The 17,795-nt window shown below is 61.1% G+C and carries 11 protein-coding genes; 5 read left to right on the top strand and 6 right to left on the bottom strand.

What is annotated here, in order from left to right; genetic code table 11:
* Positions 1-92 precede the first annotated feature (92 nt).
* On the top strand, positions 93-4,883 hold the full coding sequence (locus tag QDY28_RS10080) for an NAD-glutamate dehydrogenase (RefSeq protein WP_331381538.1): 4,791 nt from the start codon (positions 93-95) through the stop codon (positions 4,881-4,883).
* 151 nt (positions 4,884-5,034) lie between these two features.
* Entirely contained in the window at positions 5,035-6,423 is a 1,389-nt protein-coding gene (locus tag QDY28_RS10085; RefSeq protein ID WP_331381539.1) for an MFS transporter, read from the top strand.
* Positions 6,424-6,577: 154 nt separating this feature from the next.
* Here the strand turns inward: QDY28_RS10085 and purH are convergent, their stop codons facing one another.
* From purH to htpX, 4 genes are all read right to left on the bottom strand, one after another.
* Positions 6,578-8,194: a bifunctional phosphoribosylaminoimidazolecarboxamide formyltransferase/IMP cyclohydrolase gene (gene purH / locus QDY28_RS10090; RefSeq protein ID WP_331381540.1), complete on the bottom strand. Its 1,617-nt coding sequence runs from the start codon at positions 8,192-8,194 to the stop codon at positions 6,578-6,580.
* An 88-nt stretch (positions 8,195-8,282) separates the two neighbouring features.
* Complete coding sequence (locus tag QDY28_RS10095) at positions 8,283-9,929, bottom strand: heparinase II/III family protein (protein ID WP_331381541.1); 1,647 nt, start codon at positions 9,927-9,929, stop codon at positions 8,283-8,285.
* A 253-nt stretch (positions 9,930-10,182) separates the two neighbouring features.
* The gene (locus tag QDY28_RS10100) at positions 10,183-11,583 is read right to left on the bottom strand and encodes an RsmB/NOP family class I SAM-dependent RNA methyltransferase (protein WP_331381620.1); all 1,401 of its coding nucleotides are present in this window, start codon (positions 11,581-11,583) and stop codon (positions 10,183-10,185) included.
* Entirely contained in the window at positions 11,574-12,560 is a 987-nt protein-coding gene (htpX, locus tag QDY28_RS10105; RefSeq protein WP_331381542.1) for a zinc metalloprotease HtpX, read from the bottom strand. Before htpX ends, QDY28_RS10100 begins: the two co-directional genes overlap by 10 nt.
* A gap of 109 nt (positions 12,561-12,669) precedes the next feature.
* Here htpX and QDY28_RS10110 point away from each other — a divergent pair, with 109 nt between their 5' ends.
* Together QDY28_RS10110 and QDY28_RS10115 are read left to right on the top strand one after the other, a co-directional pair.
* Positions 12,670-12,888, top strand: coding sequence for a DUF1674 domain-containing protein (locus QDY28_RS10110; protein WP_331381543.1), 219 nt, complete (start codon positions 12,670-12,672; stop codon positions 12,886-12,888).
* 73 nt (positions 12,889-12,961) lie between these two features.
* On the top strand, positions 12,962-13,969 hold the full coding sequence (locus QDY28_RS10115) for an alpha/beta hydrolase family protein (RefSeq protein WP_331381544.1): 1,008 nt from the start codon (positions 12,962-12,964) through the stop codon (positions 13,967-13,969).
* Positions 13,970-14,035: 66 nt separating this feature from the next.
* Here the strand turns inward: QDY28_RS10115 and acs are convergent, their stop codons facing one another.
* Positions 14,036-15,994, bottom strand: a complete 1,959-nt coding sequence (acs, locus tag QDY28_RS10120) for an acetate--CoA ligase (protein ID WP_331381545.1) — start codon at positions 15,992-15,994, stop codon at positions 14,036-14,038.
* Positions 15,995-16,217: 223 nt separating this feature from the next.
* Between acs and QDY28_RS10125 the strand changes: the two genes are divergently transcribed.
* On the top strand, positions 16,218-16,925 hold the full coding sequence (locus tag QDY28_RS10125) for a DUF1013 domain-containing protein (protein WP_331381546.1): 708 nt from the start codon (positions 16,218-16,220) through the stop codon (positions 16,923-16,925).
* A gap of 57 nt (positions 16,926-16,982) precedes the next feature.
* On the opposite strand, the gene QDY28_RS10130 is transcribed toward QDY28_RS10125, so the two are convergent.
* On the bottom strand, positions 16,983-17,642 hold the full coding sequence (locus QDY28_RS10130; protein WP_331381547.1) for a YggS family pyridoxal phosphate-dependent enzyme: 660 nt from the start codon (positions 17,640-17,642) through the stop codon (positions 16,983-16,985).
* Between the last annotated feature and the right edge of the window lie 153 nt (positions 17,643-17,795).

Genomic DNA, 17,795 nt, shown 5'->3' on the forward strand with positions numbered 1-17,795 from the left:
TCGAAAAGCGATGAAATCCGCATTCATTTTGCCAGTTTTTTCGATAAACCTTCTGATAAGGTCACCAAAATTCTGAATAGGGGAGGAATTTCATGGCATCCAGGACCAATCCGAAACGGGAAAAACAGATCGAAGCGGCGCGTAAGATCGCCGCCGCGACCGGCGAGGCGCATCTCGATCCGGAAATCCTGTTCGGCCGGGCGAGCAACGATGATTTGGAGCGCTACAGCCCGGAAATGCTCGCCCTTGCCGCCGTGCATGCGGCGGGCGAACTGGCGGCCTGGAGCGGCACCTCTCCCCGTGTCACCGTCGAACAGGTCGCCAATATCGACCCCGAAGGCACCCCCGTCTCGATCCTGTCGATAACGGACCATAACATGCCGTTCCTCTACGAATCGGCCATGGGCGAGGTGACGAGCAGCTACCGCGACCTTTACATGGCGGTGCATCCGATTCTCGTCATCGAAGACGGCAAGCAGCCGACGCTCTATTCCGCCGATCATCCGAGCGATCCCGCCGATCGCGTCAGCCATATTCAACTGCATCTGTCGCCCCTGACTGCGACGCAGGCGGCGGAGCTGATCAAGCGCGTGCAGACCGTGCTCGACCAGACCCATCTGACCGTTTCCGACTGGAAGCCGATGCTGACGCGGCTCGATACGGTGATAGCGGAGCTTTCCACCTATGAGGCCATTGGCCGCCGCAAGACGGATCGTGATGAGGCGCTGGCCTTCCTCGCCTGGCTTCGTGACGGCAATTTCACCTTCCTTGGCATGCGCGAATATGTCTATTCCGGCAAGGGCGCCGACGCCAAGGTGGAGCGCGACCGTGGCGCTGGCCTCGGCATCCTCTCCAATCCCGATGTCCTCGTCCTGCGTCAGGGAAAAGACGCCGTCACCACCACGCCGGAAATCCTCGCCTTTCTCGACGGGCCGGATTTTCTGATCGTCACCAAGGCTAATGTGAAGTCGGTCGTTCACCGTCGGGCCTATATGGACTATGTCGGCGTTAAGCGTTTCGATGCTGACGGCAAGGTCACTGGCGAACTGCGCATCGTCGGCCTCTATACCTCCACCGCCTATACCAGCGCCGCCGCCGAGGTGCCGCTGCTGCGTTCCAAGGTGCAAAAGGTCAAGGACCATTTCGGCTTCGACCCGGCCAGTCATTCCGGGCGCATGCTGGACAATACGCTGGAATCCTATCCGCGTGACGATCTCTTCCAGATCGACACGACGCTGCTTGCAAGCTTTGCCGAGCAGATCAACGACCTTGCCGACCGGCCGCGCGTCCGTGTGCTGCCACGCATCGACCATTTCGACCGCTTCGTCTCGGTCATCGTCTACGTTCCGCGCGAAGAATATGATTCCGTCGTCCGCGAGAAGATCGGCAATTATCTGAAGACCGTCTATGACGGCCGTGTCTCCGCCTACTATCCGGCCTTCCCGGAGGGCGGCGTGGCGCGCGTGCATTTCATCCTCGGGCGCAGCGGCGGCAAAACCCCACACATTCCGCAGGCCAGGCTGGAAGCGGCGATCCGCGCCATCACAGCCCGCTGGGACGATCGCTTCGAAATGCTGGCCGGGCCCAAGGCGCCGCATATCTCCGTCAGCCAGGCATTCCAGGAGGCCTTTTCGCCGGAGGATGCCGTTGCCGATTTGCCCGATATCACCGCCACGGTCGGCGCTGGACAGATCCGCATCGCCTTTTATGTCCGCAAGGACGAATCGGGGGATATCCTGTCCTTGAAAATCTTTCACGGCGAAGGCAATCTGGCGCTGTCGCGGCGCGTGCCGCTGCTCGAAAATCTCGGCTTCAACGTCCTCAGCGAGCGGACCTTCGACATATACGTCACCGCCAAGGACGGCGCGAATGGCCATGTCGTTCTCCATGATATGGAGCTCGAAGCCCGCGGCGGCGTGACGATCGATCTCGCTCGGCACGGTGCGGCGCTGGAAGAAGCCTTCCTCGCTGCCTTCGGCGGCACAATCGACAATGACGGCTTCAACCGGCTGATCGTCTCAGCCGGCCTTTCCGCCCGCGAAACCAATGTCCTGCGCGCCTATGCCCGTTATCTCCGTCAGGCCGGTATCGCCTATTCACAGGACTACATTGCCGCGACGCTCGACAAATATCCGCGCATTGCAGGCTCGATCTTCCGCCTCTTCCACGACACGCTCGACCCGAAGCTCAGCGAGAAGAACCGCACGAAGAAACTCAGCGAATTGCATGCGGCGATCGAAACCGAACTCGCCGACGTTCCAAGCCTCGACGATGACCGCATTCTCCGCCGCTACGTCAACGCCGTCGACGCGACGCTGCGCACCAACTATTTCCAGAGAAATCCGGACGGCACGCCGAAGGCCATGCTGGCCTTCAAGCTCGATCCGAAGCTTCTGGACGGCCTGCCGGAGCCGCGGCCTTTCCGCGAGATCTTCGTCTATGGCGTCGAGGTGGAAGGCGTGCACCTGCGCTTCGGCAAGGTCGCCCGCGGCGGCCTTCGCTGGTCTGATCGCGCCGAAGATTACCGCACCGAGGTTCTGGGCTTGGTGAAGGCGCAGCAGGTCAAGAACGCGGTCATCGTGCCTGTCGGCGCCAAGGGCGGCTTTTATCCGAAGAAACTTCCGGTCGGCGGCAGCCGCGACGAGATCTTCAATGCCGGCCGCGAGGCATACAAGACCTATATCCGCACCCTGCTGTCGATAACAGACAATATCTCCGGCACCGACATCATCCCGCCGCCGGACACCGTGCGGCAGGATGGAGACGACCCCTATTTCGTCGTCGCTGCCGACAAGGGCACGGCTACTTTCTCCGACACCGCCAATGCCCTGGCGCAGGAAGCCGGCTTCTGGCTCGACGACGCCTTCGCCTCGGGCGGCTCGGCCGGCTACGACCATAAGAAAATGGGCATCACGGCCCGCGGCGCCTGGGAGACCGTCAAGCGGCATTTCCGCGAAATGGATATCGATATCCAGACGACACCCTTCACCGTCGCCGGCGTCGGCGACATGTCCGGCGACGTCTTTGGCAATGGCATGCTGCTGTCGCCGAAAATCCGCCTGCTCGCCGCCTTTGATCACCGCGACATCTTCATCGATCCCGATCCGGACATGGCAAGGACGCTTGCCGAACGGCAACGGCTCTTCAATCTCGCCCGCTCGAGCTGGCAGGATTTCGACAAGAGCGTTCTCTCCAACGGCGCGATGATCATCTCGCGTTCGGCAAAGTCGGTGACGCTAACGCATGAGGCCGCTGCCGCTATCGGCATCGACAAGACGGTGGCAACACCCTTCGAGATCATGACGGCGATTCTGAGGAGCCCAGTGGACCTGCTGTGGTTCGGCGGCATCGGCACCTATGTGAAGGCGCCGGCGGAAACCGATTCGGAAGTCGGAGATCGCGCCAACGATCCGATCCGCATCACCGCAGAAGAGGTTCGCGCCAGGGTGATCGGCGAGGGCGCCAATCTCGGCGTCACCCAGAAGGGCCGCATCGCCTATGGCCTCAAGGGCGGGCGCTGCAATTCCGACGCCATCGACAACTCCGCCGGCGTCAACACCTCCGACGTCGAGGTCAATATCAAGATCGCGCTGGCCTCCGCCATGTTCGAGGGCCGTCTGACGCGCGCCAAGCGCGACACGCTGCTAGCTTCGATGACCGATGAAGTGGCGGCGCTGGTGCTGCGCAACAACTATCTGCAGTCGCTGGCGATCTCACTGACGGAACGCAAAGGCACCGGCAACGGTCTCGAGCTCAGCCGGTTCATGAATGTGCTGGAGGCGGCGAAACAGCTCAACCGCAAGGTCGAGACGCTGCCGGACGACCAGACCTTTGCCGAGCGCTACGCCAATGGCCGGCCGCTCAGCCGCGCCGAGATCGGCGTCCTGCTCTCCTACGCCAAGATCGTCCTCTTCGATGCCTTGGCGGCAAGCGACCTGCCGGACGACCCCTATTTTGCCGCGACGCTCAGCCGTTATTTCCCGGCAAAGATGCAGCGCTCGCATGGCACCGATATTGCCGGCCATCGCCTGCGTCGCGAAATCATAGCGACGGCTCTGGCAAACGAGGCAATCAATCGAGGCGGGCCGGGCTTTGCCGTCAGCATGATGGACGCAACGGCCGCGTCTGCGGCCGAGGTGGTCAAGGCTGCCGTGCTCGCCCGCGACGGTTTCGATCTCGACAGGCTGTGGAACGAGACCGATGCGCTGGATGGTAAAGTTTCCGGCCAGACGCAGAACCGTGTCTATGGCGAAATCACCGAAGTCTACACGGTGCTGACCCGACTGCTGCTGAAAACCGGAGCGGCCAAAGGCAATATCGAGGAAACCGTTAGCCGGCTTCAGGCCGCACTCAAGAGGCTGCGACCAGTCTTCGTCACCGAGATCCCGGCGGATTTCGCGGCCGAGATCGCGACCCGGCAGGCGGATTATCAGGCCGCCGGCCTTCCGGAAAAGCTCGCTTCCGAGATCGCCATGATCTACGCGCTCGTTCTCGTGCCGGAGATCATGCAGATCGCCGAGCGCACGGGCGATACGCTCAACCGCGCCGCAGAAAGCTATTTCACCGTGTCGCAGACCTTCCGAGTCGGCCGCCTGCTGCTCGCCGGCAGCCGGATCATCACCGGCGATCACTATGAAAGCCTGGCGCTGGCCCGCAGCCTCGACCAAATCGCCGGCGCCCGCCGCGATATCGTCATCTCGGCGCTCAGCAATCATCCCAAGGACAAACAGCCGATCCTTGCATGGCATGCCGAAGACCGCATCCGCATCAACCGCATTGCCGAAGAGCTTGCGGGCCTTAGCGAAAGCGGCGATCCGAACCTTGCCCGGATCACCGTCGCCGCCGGCCTCCTGACCGACCTTGCGCATGACCGGGCGAGATGAGACAGTCCGCCCGGCTCGATAGCGCAATTCCAGGAAAAGCGCGAAGCGGTTTTCCGCCCGGAATTGCGTAAGAGCAGAGGGACAGAGCGGTAAAGCGGTTCGGTCAAACGCCGAACCGCTTTAGACGCGCCAAGGAATCAGGGGCAGGAATTTGGTGGCCACAGAAATAGGGGACGACGCGCCGGCAAAAGTGTCGGCGCGGGGCATCTGGGGGTGGATGTTCTTCGACTGGGCGGCACAGCCGTTCTTCACCGTCGTCACCACCTTCATCTTCGGTCCCTATTTCGTCGCGCGATTGACGGAAGATCCAGTGGCCGCGCAGACGACGTGGAGCAATATGGCGACGATCTCCTCGGTGATCATTGCCGTGTTGTCCCCCGTGCTCGGCTCGATCGCCGATCAGTCCGGCGCGCGCAAACCCTGGATCGCCTTCTTCGCCGTCATCAAGATCGTAAGCCTCTTCTGCCTTTGGGGAGCCGCACCCGGCTCGCCGGTGATCTATCCTGTCATCTTCATGATCCTCGCTTCGATCTCGGCGGAGTTTTCCATCGTCTTCAACGATTCGATGATGCCGCGGCTCGTCAGCAAGGAAGATATCGGCAGGTTGTCGAATGCCGCCTGGGGGCTCGGCTATCTTGGTGGCATGATCGTGCTCATCGCCGTCGTGGCGCTTTTGGCCGGCAATCCGCAAACCGGCAAGACCATCCTTGGCCTGACACCGCTCTTCGGCCTCGACGCCAACCTCGGCGAAGATGCGCGCATCACCGGACCGATTTCCGCTGTCTGGTATTTTCTCTTCATTTTGCCGATGTTTTTCTTCACCCCGGATGCCGCCCGCGGCCTGCCGCTGGGGACGGCGGTTCGCTCCGGCCTGCATGAACTCAGAATGACACTAGGCGAACTGAAACGCCGCCGGGGCATCAGCCTTTTCCTGATCGCCCGCATGGTCTACCAGGATGGCGTCAACGGCCTGCTGATCCTCGGCGGCACCTTCGCCGCGGGAATGTTCGGCTGGGCGACGATCGAGATCGGCATTTACGGCATTATCCTCAACGTCGTCGCGATTTTCGGCTGCTTTGTCGCCGGCTATGTCGATCGCTGGCTGGGCTCGAAAATTACGGTCGTCATCAGCCTGACCATGCTGTTGCTGGCTGCGCTCGGTATCATCTCTACCGGGCCGGGCTTTACGCTCTTCGGCCTGGTACCGCTTTCGACCGCCGATTCCGGTGGCCTCTTCGGCACCGCAGCGGAAAAAGCCTATATCGGCTACGGCCTGCTGGTCGGCCTCGCCTTCGGCCCTGTGCAGGCCTCATCGCGCTCCTATCTTGCCCGCAGCGTCAGCCTTAGTGAGGCGGGCCGCTATTTCGGCATCTATGCGCTCTCCGGCCGCGCCACCAGCTTCATGGCGACGCTATTCTTCTCGCTGATGACCTATTGGAGCGGCTCCGCCCGCCTTGGCATGGCAACGCTGATCATCTTCCTCGCCGGCGGGCTGCTGCTCCTACTGCCGACGCCCTATCCGGCGGACAAAGGGAAGTAGGGATATCTCTTTCGTTAATTGCGGATATCCACAGATGACTAGCCCTCATGGTGAGGAGGCCTGAAGGGCCGTCTCGAACCACGAGGGCGGGTACTCCACTCTGGGGCCACCCTCGTCCTTCGACGGGCTCAGGATGAGGGTGGAGTAGCATTGCTCAATGACGGAAATGACGCACGCCCGTGAAGACCATCGCGACATTGTGCTCGTCGGCAGCATCGATGACTTCCTGGTCACGCATCGAACCGCCTGGCTGAATGACCGCCGTCGCACCTGCGGCAATCGCCGACAGCAGGCCGTCGGCAAACGGCAGGAAGGCTTCGGATGCCACGGCGGAGCCGCGCGTCAGCGGTTCGGCAAGCCCCATGGCCTTGGCCGCTTCTTCGGCCTTGATCGCGGCGATGCGGGCCGAATCGACGCGGCTCATCTGACCGGCGCCGATACCCGCTGTCTGGCCGTCCTTGGCATAGACGACGGCATTCGATTTCACATGCTTGGCGACGCGGAAGGCAAACTTCATGTCTTCCAGCTCCTGCGCCGTCGGCGCACGCTTGGTGACGACCTTCAGCTCCATATCTTCGACCAGCGCATTGTCGCGGTTCTGGACGAGCAGGCCGCCGGAGACGGTCTTGGCGGTCAGGCCGGATGCCCGCGGATCGGGCAGGGCGCCAACCGAAAGCAGGCGGAGGTTCGGCTTGCGGGCGATGATCGCCTTGGCTTCCTCGCTGACTTCAGGCGCGATGATGACCTCGGTGAAGAGCTTGACGATCTCTTCGGCCGTTTCCGCATCGAGCAAGCTGTTCAAAGCAATGATGCCGCCGAAGGCCGAAACGGAATCGCAGGCGAGAGCCCGCTTATAGGCCTCAACGAGGCTCGGGCCGGTGGCGACGCCGCAGGGGTTGGCATGCTTGATGATCGCGCAGGCCGGACCCTTTTCCGGCAGGAATTCGGCAACGAGTTCATAAGCCGCGTCGGTATCGTTGATGTTGTTGTAGGAAAGCTGCTTGCCCTGGATCAGCGTCGCGGTGGAAACGCCCGGGCGGTTCTCGCCGGTGATGTAGAAGGCCGCCTTCTGATGCGGGTTTTCGCCGTAACGCATTTCCTCGCGAAGCACGCCGCCGATGACGCGGTGGCGCGGCGTCGCGATGTCCAGAGCCTCGGCGAACCAATTGGAGATCATCGCGTCGTAGGCGGCCGTGCGGGCAAAAGCCTTGGCAGCCATGCGCTGACGGAAAGCATAGGCCGTCTGACCGGCATCGGCGGAAAGCTGCTCCAAAAGCTCCGGATAGTCGGCCGGGTCGGTCAGGATCGTGACATAGGCATGGTTCTTGGCCGAAGCGCGGATCATTGCGGGGCCGCCGATATCGATATTTTCGACGGTCGTCGGATAATCGCCGCCGGCTTTGCGGACGTCCTCGAAGGGATAGAGATTGATGACGACGAGATCGATGCCCTCGATGCCGTGCTCCTTCATCGCCGCTTGATGCTCAGCATCATCACGAATGGCGAGCAGGCCGCCATGCACCTTCGGGTGCAGTGTCTTGACGCGGCCGTCCATGATCTCCGGAAAATCCGTCACTTCGGACACATCGGTAACGGCAAGGCCAGCCGCGGCAATGGTCTTGTGCGTGCCGCCGGTCGACAGCAGCCGCACGCCCTTTTCACTGAGCGCCCGGGCAAGTTCGACGATACCGGTCTTGTCCGAGACGGACAGAAGCGCGGTCTTCACCTTCACTTTGTCGGGGGCTGGGATTTTTTTGGAAACGACGGCCATGGCTTTCTCCATTCTCGCGTGAGGAGATGTCCGGCAAAACGGCGCGGGACAATATGCCCGCCCCGTTAACACAGCTTGACCACTTAGCCTATGGCCGATGGGATAAAAACCAGCGGATTTCCGGCTTTTCGGCAATCGGGAAAACGATCTCGAGCTGGTCGGAGGAGCGCATGCCGGAGGCGTCGGCAAAAAAGATATCCTCGGCCACCAGCACCTCGTTGCCCGGCGAGGAGAATACCCAGGTCTCGCCGTCAGGCGCGATCAACAGCGCCGCGTCGGTCTCGGTCTGCAGCAGGCTGATGGAGGGATGAACGTGGAAGCGGGCAGAGGCGAGACCGTCGCTCTTCAGCAGCGATTTCTTGCCCTCGGGCACGAAAAAGCGGTCGCGGCCGGCAAGAATGGTGCCGCTGGCGTTCAGGCTCAGCTCGCGCTCATGGGCATAGCCAAAGGTCGAGAGATAGCCGTCATGCACTGCCCGGACATAATCACGGCCATCTTCCGTCTCGGCGCGCTCGACGATCACCTTCTTGACGCCGCTGACCATCACGGGGCCAAGCGATTTGGACTTGGAAAATAGGCTCGACGACGTATCGTCGAGCGTCACGGTCGAGTGCGCCGCGGTGGCGCGCGCCGCCTGGACGTAACGGTCGCCTGCAAAATTCGGCGAGCCGGAATTGACGATGAAGCGGGATTTGCCCGAAGACATTTCGAAGGACAGACAGCCGGCATGCGCCGTGCGGCTGAGATCCGCGGAAACCGGCGCCCCGGTATCGATGATGATCACCGCCTGTCCTGCGGCCAGCCGGTGGTATTTGGTATGCGGCAGTGCCTTGAACACCTGGCCGGCGGTTTCGTCATAACGCAGCACGGACATCAGCTCATTGGCAAGCGTCGACGTCGCGCCATTGAACAGCGCCAAGTCGCCATCCTGATGCCGGAAGAAGCGCAGGGCCGGATACATGCGGTCGATGCCAGGGATCAGCCGCGCCGGCGCGTCATGGCCGAGATTGACGTAGGTCTGGCGCAGCGGCAGCAAATCGAGCAGCAGCTCGAGCGCCACGCGCGGATTGCGGGAGATATGTCCGCCATCGGGGAGGATTTGCCGGTCGATTTCGCGGTCGAGCGCCTGACCGGCGCGCTTCAGCGTCGAGGCGCCGTTCGGCATGGCAACTGAGGACATAGCGAGCGCGATCCGCACCCGGAACCGCGTCTCGCCATCCCGCGTCGTTGCGGCCACGCGGCGGAGATAGCGGACATGGAAGACCAGCATGCGCATGAAACGGCGATAAAAACCACCGTCCGTGCCCTGCAGGACCACGGGCGAATGCGACAGCCAGGCAATCAGCCGCTGGGCGGCGATATCAGGCCCCCAAGCTATGCCGTGCAGCCGACGACCGTGCACGGCTATCCAATCGTTGAGGATGGACCGCGCCAAGGCCGAGGCCTGATCGCTTTTTTCCGCCCGCAAATGCCGCAGCCAGCGGAAACTGTGCAGGCGGGCGGCGAAGGCCTGCGACGGCAACTCCAGCCCAAAGGGTGATTTCCCCTCCGTTTCCAGCACCCGGCCGGCCAACAGGATGCGGCCGTTCAAAAGCTCTTCGACGAAAAACGGATCGATGCTGCGCAGGTCCGTGGGAGCCACGATCAACCGTTCCGGCACACGCATCGTGTGGCGGGTGAGACGCAATCGCGCCAACGCCGCGCGGCGCGACATTCGCCGCCATGCTTCCCGCATGTGTAAACTCACCGAACCCTGCCGGAAAACTGCATATTTGCTTATGCTTACTCTCTATCTCTGTGGTTAAGAAGAGGTTAGGAATATGCCAAATAAGGACACTATGCCCTCTTTTTGGTCAGGTCGAGCGTAAGCGCTCCAAAGCATGTCGCGCAAAAGTGCGCAGCGATTTTGCGATAACGACATGCGCAAAATCAAAAGTTAAAGCGCAAGGAGCGAATCCTGGCGATCGCGATGCGCTTTAGCCTCGGCCCTATCGCGAGCGGCGGAGGACGACGGCGAAGAACCCGTCCAGTCCGGAAGCAAAGCCACCGGAAAGCGGCAGCATGTCGGGTGTGGTGCGGAAAGCGCCGAGAGGCGAGATTGCGGCTTCGAGACCGGGCCAATCCTCGGGCTTGATCGGCACTCGCTCGGCCATGTCCGTCTCGGCCAGAACGCGTGCGACGAGATCCTCGCCCTCTTCCGGATCGAGCGAACAGTTGGAGAAGACCACCAACCCGCCAGGCTTGACCAGCGTCAGCGCATGACGAAGCAGGCGCTCCTGCAGAGCGGCAAGCTTAGCGATGTCCTCAGGACCCTTGGTCCAGAGGACATCGGGATGACGGCGCGTCGTACCGGTCGACGAGCAGGGCGCATCGAGAAGAGCGGCATCGTAGAGATCATCGGGCTCAAACTTCGCCATGTCGGCGACGATGGTTTCCGCCTCCAGCCCGAGCCGTGCCAGATTGGCGGAAAGCCGCTTGAGGCGGTTGGCGGATTGGTCTAGCGCGGTCACCTTGCCGCCGGCAAGAACGAGCTGCGCGGTCTTGCCGCCCGGCGCCGCGCAGAGATCCACCACGGCGCGACCGGCAAGCGAACCGAACAGTTTTGCCGGAATGCTGGCGGCAGCATCCTGGACCCACCATTCGCCGTCCGAAAATCCGTCGAGCGAAGGAATCGAGCCTTCGAAGGCGGCAAGCCGCACGCCACCTGTCGGCAAAACGACGCCGTTCAAACGCTTCGCCCAGCCTTCAGCATCGGATTTCACCGTGATGTCGATCGCCGCTGGCTCCAATTGCGTGTCCGAAATCCTGAGTGCCGCTTCGGCACCATAGGCAGCTTCGAGACGCGCCAGGAACCAGGCCGGCATGGCCGGCACGTCGGCAACCCGGGTCAGAATCTCCTGCTTCTCCCGTCCTATGCGCCTGAGAATCGCATTGACCAGCTTGGCAAAGCGGCGATTGCGCGGATCCTGGTTGGCCTGCTCTACGGCGATATCAACAGCGGAATGATCCGGCACGTCGAGATAAAGCATCTGTGCGGCCCCGACCACAAGCACATGATGCAGGGCGCGGGCGCCTTCCGGCAGCGGCGAATCCAGCAATGAGGCAATCGCCGCCTCGATGCGCGGCAAATGTCGCAGCGCCGAGTTCAGGATGGCACGAACCAGCGCCCGGTCGCTCTCGCCGAGCGCCCTATAGGCGGGGTTGCCGCCTTCGGCATCCAACATGCCATCGAGCGGTGTCCTGCGGTCGATAACCGCCGCCAGAATCTTCGTCGCAGCAGCGCGCGCCGCAAATCCCGGCTTGGCAGGACCCGAATCATGCGGCGGGCGATTGCCGGAGGGTCTTCTGTCTTTGTTGAAAGGCTTCTTATTGTTGGAATTCAAGACCAGGGTCCCCTCGGCGGTTGTGAACCACCGCGACCCGTATTCGGTACGGAGCGCGATTTGCGCCCCGGATTAGCAGTCAAGATCGCTCCCGTCGAGCCAAAGCCGGACGGCATGCCGGCGGCAGGGCCGCCGCCATTGCTGTAGCGCGCCATTTCGTGGAGCGCGGCGATGCGGTTTTCCGTGTCCGGATGCGTGGAGAAGAGGTTGTCCATACGCGCACCGGAAAGCGGATTGATGATGAACATATGCGCCGTCGCCGGATGGCTCTCAGCCTCTTCATTCGGGATATGCTCCGCTCCGCGGGCAATCTTACCGAGCGCCGAGGCGAGCCAGAGAGGATTGCCGCAGATTTCCGCCCCGCGGCGATCGGCCGAATATTCGCGGGTGCGGCTGATCGCCATTTGCACCAACATGGCAGCGAGCGGCGCGACGATCATCGCCACCAACACGCCGATCATGCCAAGCGGATTGTTGTTGTCGCGACGCCCGCCGAAGAAGAAGGCGAAATTGCCGAGCATGGAAATGGCGCCGGCGAGCGTCGCCGTGATCGTCATCGTCAGCGTATCGCGGTTCTGCACATGCGCCAGCTCATGCGCCATGACGCCGGCCACTTCCTCCGGTGTCAGCGCATTGAGCAGGCCAGTCGAAGCGGCGACAGCGGCATTTTCAGGATTGCGGCCGGTGGCAAAAGCGTTCGGTTGCGGGCTGTCGTAGAGATAGACTTTCGGCATCGGCAGACCAGCATTACGCGCAAGGTCGCGGATGATGCGGTAGAATTCCGGCGCGCTGCGCTCGTCCACCTCCTGGGCATTATAGGTGGAGAGCACCATGCGATCGGAATTCCAATAGGAAAAGAAATTCATGCCCGCAGCGACGACAAGCGCAATCATCATGCCGGCTTGACCGCCGATCAAATAGCCAACGCCCATGAACAGGGCGGTCATGAAGGCAAGCAGCATGGCTGTGCGCATAAGGTTCATTTGATGTCTCCATCACATCGTCAGTCCGAACCTTTCTCTTTGCGGCCGGACGCACTATGATTTGGCTATTCACCAGCCTATTTCAACGGTTCCAGGCCGCATTCACGCCATGCAGACTGCAGATAACGATAATAAAAACGACGTCGACGCCGGTACGGCGCCTCGCAAACCACTGTCACCAGCCGCCAAACGGGCGCTCGCGGAAGCCGAGGAGCGCCGTAAAGCGCAAATGCAATCCGAACTCCCACCCGAAACCGGCGGCCGCGGCGGCGCCGACCCGGCTCGCTTCGGCGACTGGGAGATTAACGGGCGGGCGATCGATTTTTGAGAGCGGGCTTTAGAAGCCGTTCGCCATGGCGCGTCCTCGAGACAAGGATCGGGTGCCGCAGCAAAGGAAAGCAATGCCCGTAGGCTTCCGTCAGGGTCTGTCTTTCGATGGGAGACGAATGAACTGGGATGGCACCGGTCCTCACCCGCTCGCTTGGTCCGCCTGGTATCCGGCAGTCGATGGGGCGATTGAGATTCCATGGTCGGCGCCTTCCTGGTTTAAACACCAAGCCACCGCGCTTGACGCGCCGATCCAACCATCCTCGCATCCGCGACCTGTGGTGCTGTTGTCTCATGGCTCCGGTGGTGTCGTTCCCGGATTGGAATGGCTCGGCCATTATTTGGCGCAAGCGGGCTTTGTGGCTCTGGGAGTCAACCATCATGGTCATACGGGCAGCGAACCATATAGACCCGAAGGTTTCCTATGTCTTTGGGAACGAGCAAGCGACCTCAGCGCTCTGCTCGATGTCAGCGATTGGAAAGAGGCTTTGTGCGGGACATTCGAGAACCGAGCCTATGTTGCCGGCTTCTCCGCCGGCGCCCATACCGCGATGCTGCTCTCAGGTGCGCGTATAGCCTATTCGCAGTTCGAGCCGGATAATCCTCAAAAGAGCCCCGTACGAGGTCCAAGAGAATTTCCTGATCTGGCCGACCATATTCCTTCGCTGCTTCAGGACAGAATTTTTCTGGAATCATGGAGCCGGCGAAGGAATAGCTTCAAGGACGGTAGATTCGAAGCTGCCTTAGTAATCGCGCCGGGTCGTTCGGTCCTCGGCTTTGCCGAAGAAAGCCTTCAGCAGATAAAGATACCTGTTCACATCATCGGAGGCGACGCGGACATAATCGCGCCCGCCGCCGAATGCTGTTCTTGGCTCCACAATAAGACGCAGTCGAGTTCGATGGATATTATGGAAGGGGGAGTGGGCCATTACACCTTTTTGCCGGAACCCACGCCTCAAGGCATGAAAGCAGAGCCGGAAATCTTCCGAGATACCGCCGGCCTGGAGCGAAAGAGCGTACATGATAGGGTCGCACGCACAGCAGTCGCCTTTTTCAAGGCGTCCAGACGAAGTGAGGATTAGGCGAGGGTAAGCGCTCGCCTAATCCTTGAAAATCGCTATCTCGCCCCAAGGGCGAGATAATCGTGATCAAGCCGCATCCGCCTTGTTCTGCCGGTTGGCGATTAGATCGTCGACGACAGCCGGATCGGCTAGCGTCGACGTATCGCCGAGCGCGCCGAAATCATCCTCGGCGATCTTGCGCAGGATGCGGCGCATGATCTTGCCGGAGCGGGTTTTCGGCAGGCCGGGAGCGAACTGGATCTTGTCGGGCGAGGCGATCGGGCCGATCTCGGCGCGAACGTGTTTTACCAGTTCCTGCCGCAACGCATCCGAACCTTCCTGGCCCGCCATCAGCGTGACGTAGCAATAGATGCCCTGACCCTTGATGGAATGCGGATAGCCGACAACCGCGGCTTCCGAGACATGGTGGTGCGAAACGAGCGCCGATTCGACTTCCGCCGTACCCAGGCGGTGTCCGGAGACGTTCAGCACATCGTCGACACGGCCGGTGATCCAGTAATAGCCGTCTTCATCGCGCCGGCAGCCGTCGCCGGTAAAATACTTGCCCTTATAGGTCGAGAAGTATGTCTGGATGAAACGTTCGTGGTCGCCATAGACCGTGCGCATCTGGCCGGGCCAGCTATCGGCGATGACCAGGTTGCCGTCGGCCGCGCCTTCCAGCACATTGCCTTCATTGTCCACCAATTGCGGCTGGACGCCGAAAAAGGGCAGGGTTGCCGAACCCGGCTTCAGGTCGATGGCGCCCGGCAGTGGCGTGATCATATGGCCGCCGGTTTCCGTCTGCCACCAGGTATCGACGATCGGGCAGCGGCCGTCGCCGACGACGTTGTAATACCATTCCCAGGCTTCCGGATTGATCGGTTCGCCGACCGTGCCGAGCAGTCGCAGGCTGGAGCGCGACGAACGCTTGACGAAGTGATCGCCGGCACCCATCAACGAGCGGATCGCAGTCGGCGCCGTGTAGAAGATATTGACTTTGTGCTTGTCGATGACCTCCCAGAAACGGCCCTGGTCCGGGAAATTCGGTACGCCCTCGAACATCAGCGAGGTCGCGCCGTTCGCCAGAGGGCCGTAGACGATATAGGAATGGCCGGTGACCCAGCCGACATCGGCCGTGCACCAGTAGATATCGCCGGGATGATAATCGAACGTATATTCGTGCGTCATCGCCGCATAGACGAGATAGCCGCCCGTCGTATGCAGCACGCCCTTCGGCTTACCGGTCGAGCCTGAGGTGTAGAGGATGAACAGCGGATCTTCCGCCTTCATCTTCACCGGCGGGCAATCCGCCTTCACCTTGGCGGTTTCCTCATGGTACCAGAGGTCGCGGCCACGCGCCCAGCCCGTCTTGCCGCCGGTGCGGCGCACGACGAGCACGTTCTTGACCATGACATACTGCTTGGCGGCAATATCGATCGCCGTATCGGTGTTTTCCTTGAGCGGAACCGGCTTGCCGCCGCGCAGGCCCTCGTCGCAGGTGATGACGAAAGTGGACTGGCAGTCGACGATGCGGCCGGCCAGCGCCTCCGGCGAGAAACCGCCGAAGACCACCGAATGCACCGCGCCGATGCGGGCGCAGGCAAGCATCGCATAGGCGGCCTCAGGGATCATCGGCATGTAGATGGTGACGCGATCACCCTTTTTGACGCCGTGCTTCTTCAAGACATTCGCCAGCCGGCAGACATGCTCGTAGAGCTCGTTATAGGTGATCTTCTTGTCGATATAGGGATTGTCACCTTCCCAGATGAAGGCGACATTGTCGCCATGCTTCTTCAGATGACGGTCAATGCAATTGTAAGAGACGTTGGTCAGCCCGTCTTCGAACCACTTGATCGAGACCTTGCCGGTGAAAGACGTGTTCTTGACCTTGCTATAAGGCTTGAACCAGTCGATCCGCTGGCCATGCTTGCCCCAGAACCTGTCGGGATCCTCGACGCTTTGCTTGTACCATTTCTGATATTTCGCCGCATCGATCAAAGCGCGCGCTTGAACCGGCTTTGTCACCGGATGAATCTTTTCCGACATGATTTCCTCCTCAACCTTTGGCACCCTCTATAGAGACTGTGGGTGCTCATTCCATGCCATCAATAGCAGCTCAAGTTACGACAGCAATTAGACAAAGCGCATTTCATCGGCAAAGAATTGCAATTCTACAACGCTGCGGTTATATAGGGCCATATTTCCCGGACAATGTGGTGTTACACCCCGGACCGCGACACCGGCGCGGACTGACAGAAGGACTATATCCATGGCTCAACAATTGCTCATGCCGAAGGCAACAGCCATCTGGCTTGTCGACAATACGGCCTTGTCGTTCGACCAGATTGCACAGTTCTGCAAGCTGCATCCGCTCGAAGTCAAGGCCATTGCCGATGGCGAAGCCGCCCAGGGCATCAAGGGCCTCGACCCGATCGCCACCGGCCAGCTCTCCCGCGATGAAATCGCCCGCGCCGAAGCCAATCCGAACCACAAGCTGAAGATTTCCGAACCGAAGGTCCGCGTGCCGGAATCCAAGCGTCGCGGCCCGCGCTATACGCCCGTTTCCAAGCGCCAGGATCGTCCGAACGCCATTCTCTGGCTGGTGCGCAATCATCCGGAACTGAAGGACGCGCAGATTTCCCGACTCGTTGGCACCACCAAGTCCACCATCGAACAGATTCGCGACCGCACGCACTGGAACTCGACCAACCTGACGCCGATGGATCCGGTGACCCTCGGCCTCTGCAGCCAGATCGACCTCGACATGGAAGTCGAAAAGGCCTCCAAGGGCCGTCCGCTGCCGACCGCCGCCGAACTCGGCGCGACGCTGCAGCCGGCACAGGAAACCGAGAAGCTCGGCTTCAGCTATGATCGCGACGACGAGAAAGAAAAGGAAATCGACGCCGACGCCGTCTTCGCCAAGCTGAAGTCGCTGAAATCCTCCACGCCGGACGATGATGACGACGACCGCTATTAAGACACGAGCAATTCCGTGATTCGAAGCCCGGTGAAAGCCGGGCTTTTCTTTTGGCCCTTACCGAGCCCCGAAAATTGCCGACCCAACGCGAACGCTGGTAGCGCCGAACGCGATGGCAATCTCATAGTCGCTCGACATGCCCATGGAGAGCTTTTCGACACCGGCCTTGGCCGCGAGCTTGGCGAGCAGCGCGAAATGCGGCCCCGGATTCTCATCGGCCGGCGGAATGCACATCAAGCCTTCGATCGAAAGTCCAAGCTCCTTCCGGCAGAAGTCGACGAAGGCGATCGTATCGTCGGGCGCAATTCCGGCCTTCTGCGGCTCCAATCCGGTATTGACCTGCACATAAAGCCTCAGCATCTTGTCCTGGCGCTTCATTTCATCCGCCAAGGCGCGGGCGATCTTTTCCCGATCGACCGTTTCGATGACATCGAACAGCGCCACGGCATCGCCGGCCTTGTTAGATTGCAGCGGCCCGATCAGGTGCAGCTCTATCCCGGGTGTTTCGGCCTTCAGCTCTGGCCACTTGCCCTGGCTCTCCTGCACACGGTTTTCGCCGAACACCCGCTGGCCCGCCGTAATCGCAGGGCGGATCGCTTCGGCATCGAAGGTCTTGGAAACGGCGACGAGCTGCACCGCACCCGCCGGCCGGCCGGCCTGACGCTCCGCCGCCGAAATATGGGCACGAACCGCGTTCAATCGCTCTTGAAGTTCCATCTTTTCGCCTCGATATTTGCGATTGTTCCTGACACTTTGCAGTAATGAGGCAGCCGGCCTTTGCCAAGGGCTGATGCCGCGGAATCCGGCTTTGCTTTGCAAAATAAGGCACTTGCCGCACCCACTAAACTTGACGCTTGGTTGGTTTCGTGA

The organism is Rhizobium sp. BR 362, from assembly GCF_036528765.1.
Classification (GTDB): Bacteria; Pseudomonadota; Alphaproteobacteria; order Rhizobiales; family Rhizobiaceae; genus Rhizobium.

Bases quoted from the DNA above. Each gene is read 5' to 3' on its own strand.
- QDY28_RS10080 (WP_331381538.1), top strand. From the start codon at position 93: ATGGCATCCAGGACCAATCCGAAACGGGAAAAACAGATCGAAGCGGCG.
- purH (WP_331381540.1), bottom strand. From the start codon at position 8,194: ATGGCCGTCGTTTCCAAAAAAATCCCAGCCCCCGACAAAGTGAAGGTG.
- QDY28_RS10095 (WP_331381541.1), bottom strand. From the start codon at position 9,929: ATGCGGGAAGCATGGCGGCGAATGTCGCGCCGCGCGGCGTTGGCGCGA.
- htpX (WP_331381542.1), bottom strand. From the start codon at position 12,560: ATGAACCTTATGCGCACAGCCATGCTGCTTGCCTTCATGACCGCCCTG.
- QDY28_RS10110 (WP_331381543.1), top strand. From the start codon at position 12,670: ATGCAGACTGCAGATAACGATAATAAAAACGACGTCGACGCCGGTACG.
- QDY28_RS10115 (WP_331381544.1), top strand. From the start codon at position 12,962: ATGCCCGTAGGCTTCCGTCAGGGTCTGTCTTTCGATGGGAGACGAATG.
- acs (WP_331381545.1), bottom strand. From the start codon at position 15,994: ATGTCGGAAAAGATTCATCCGGTGACAAAGCCGGTTCAAGCGCGCGCT.
- QDY28_RS10125 (WP_331381546.1), top strand. From the start codon at position 16,218: ATGGCTCAACAATTGCTCATGCCGAAGGCAACAGCCATCTGGCTTGTC.
- QDY28_RS10130 (WP_331381547.1), bottom strand. From the start codon at position 17,642: ATGGAACTTCAAGAGCGATTGAACGCGGTTCGTGCCCATATTTCGGCG.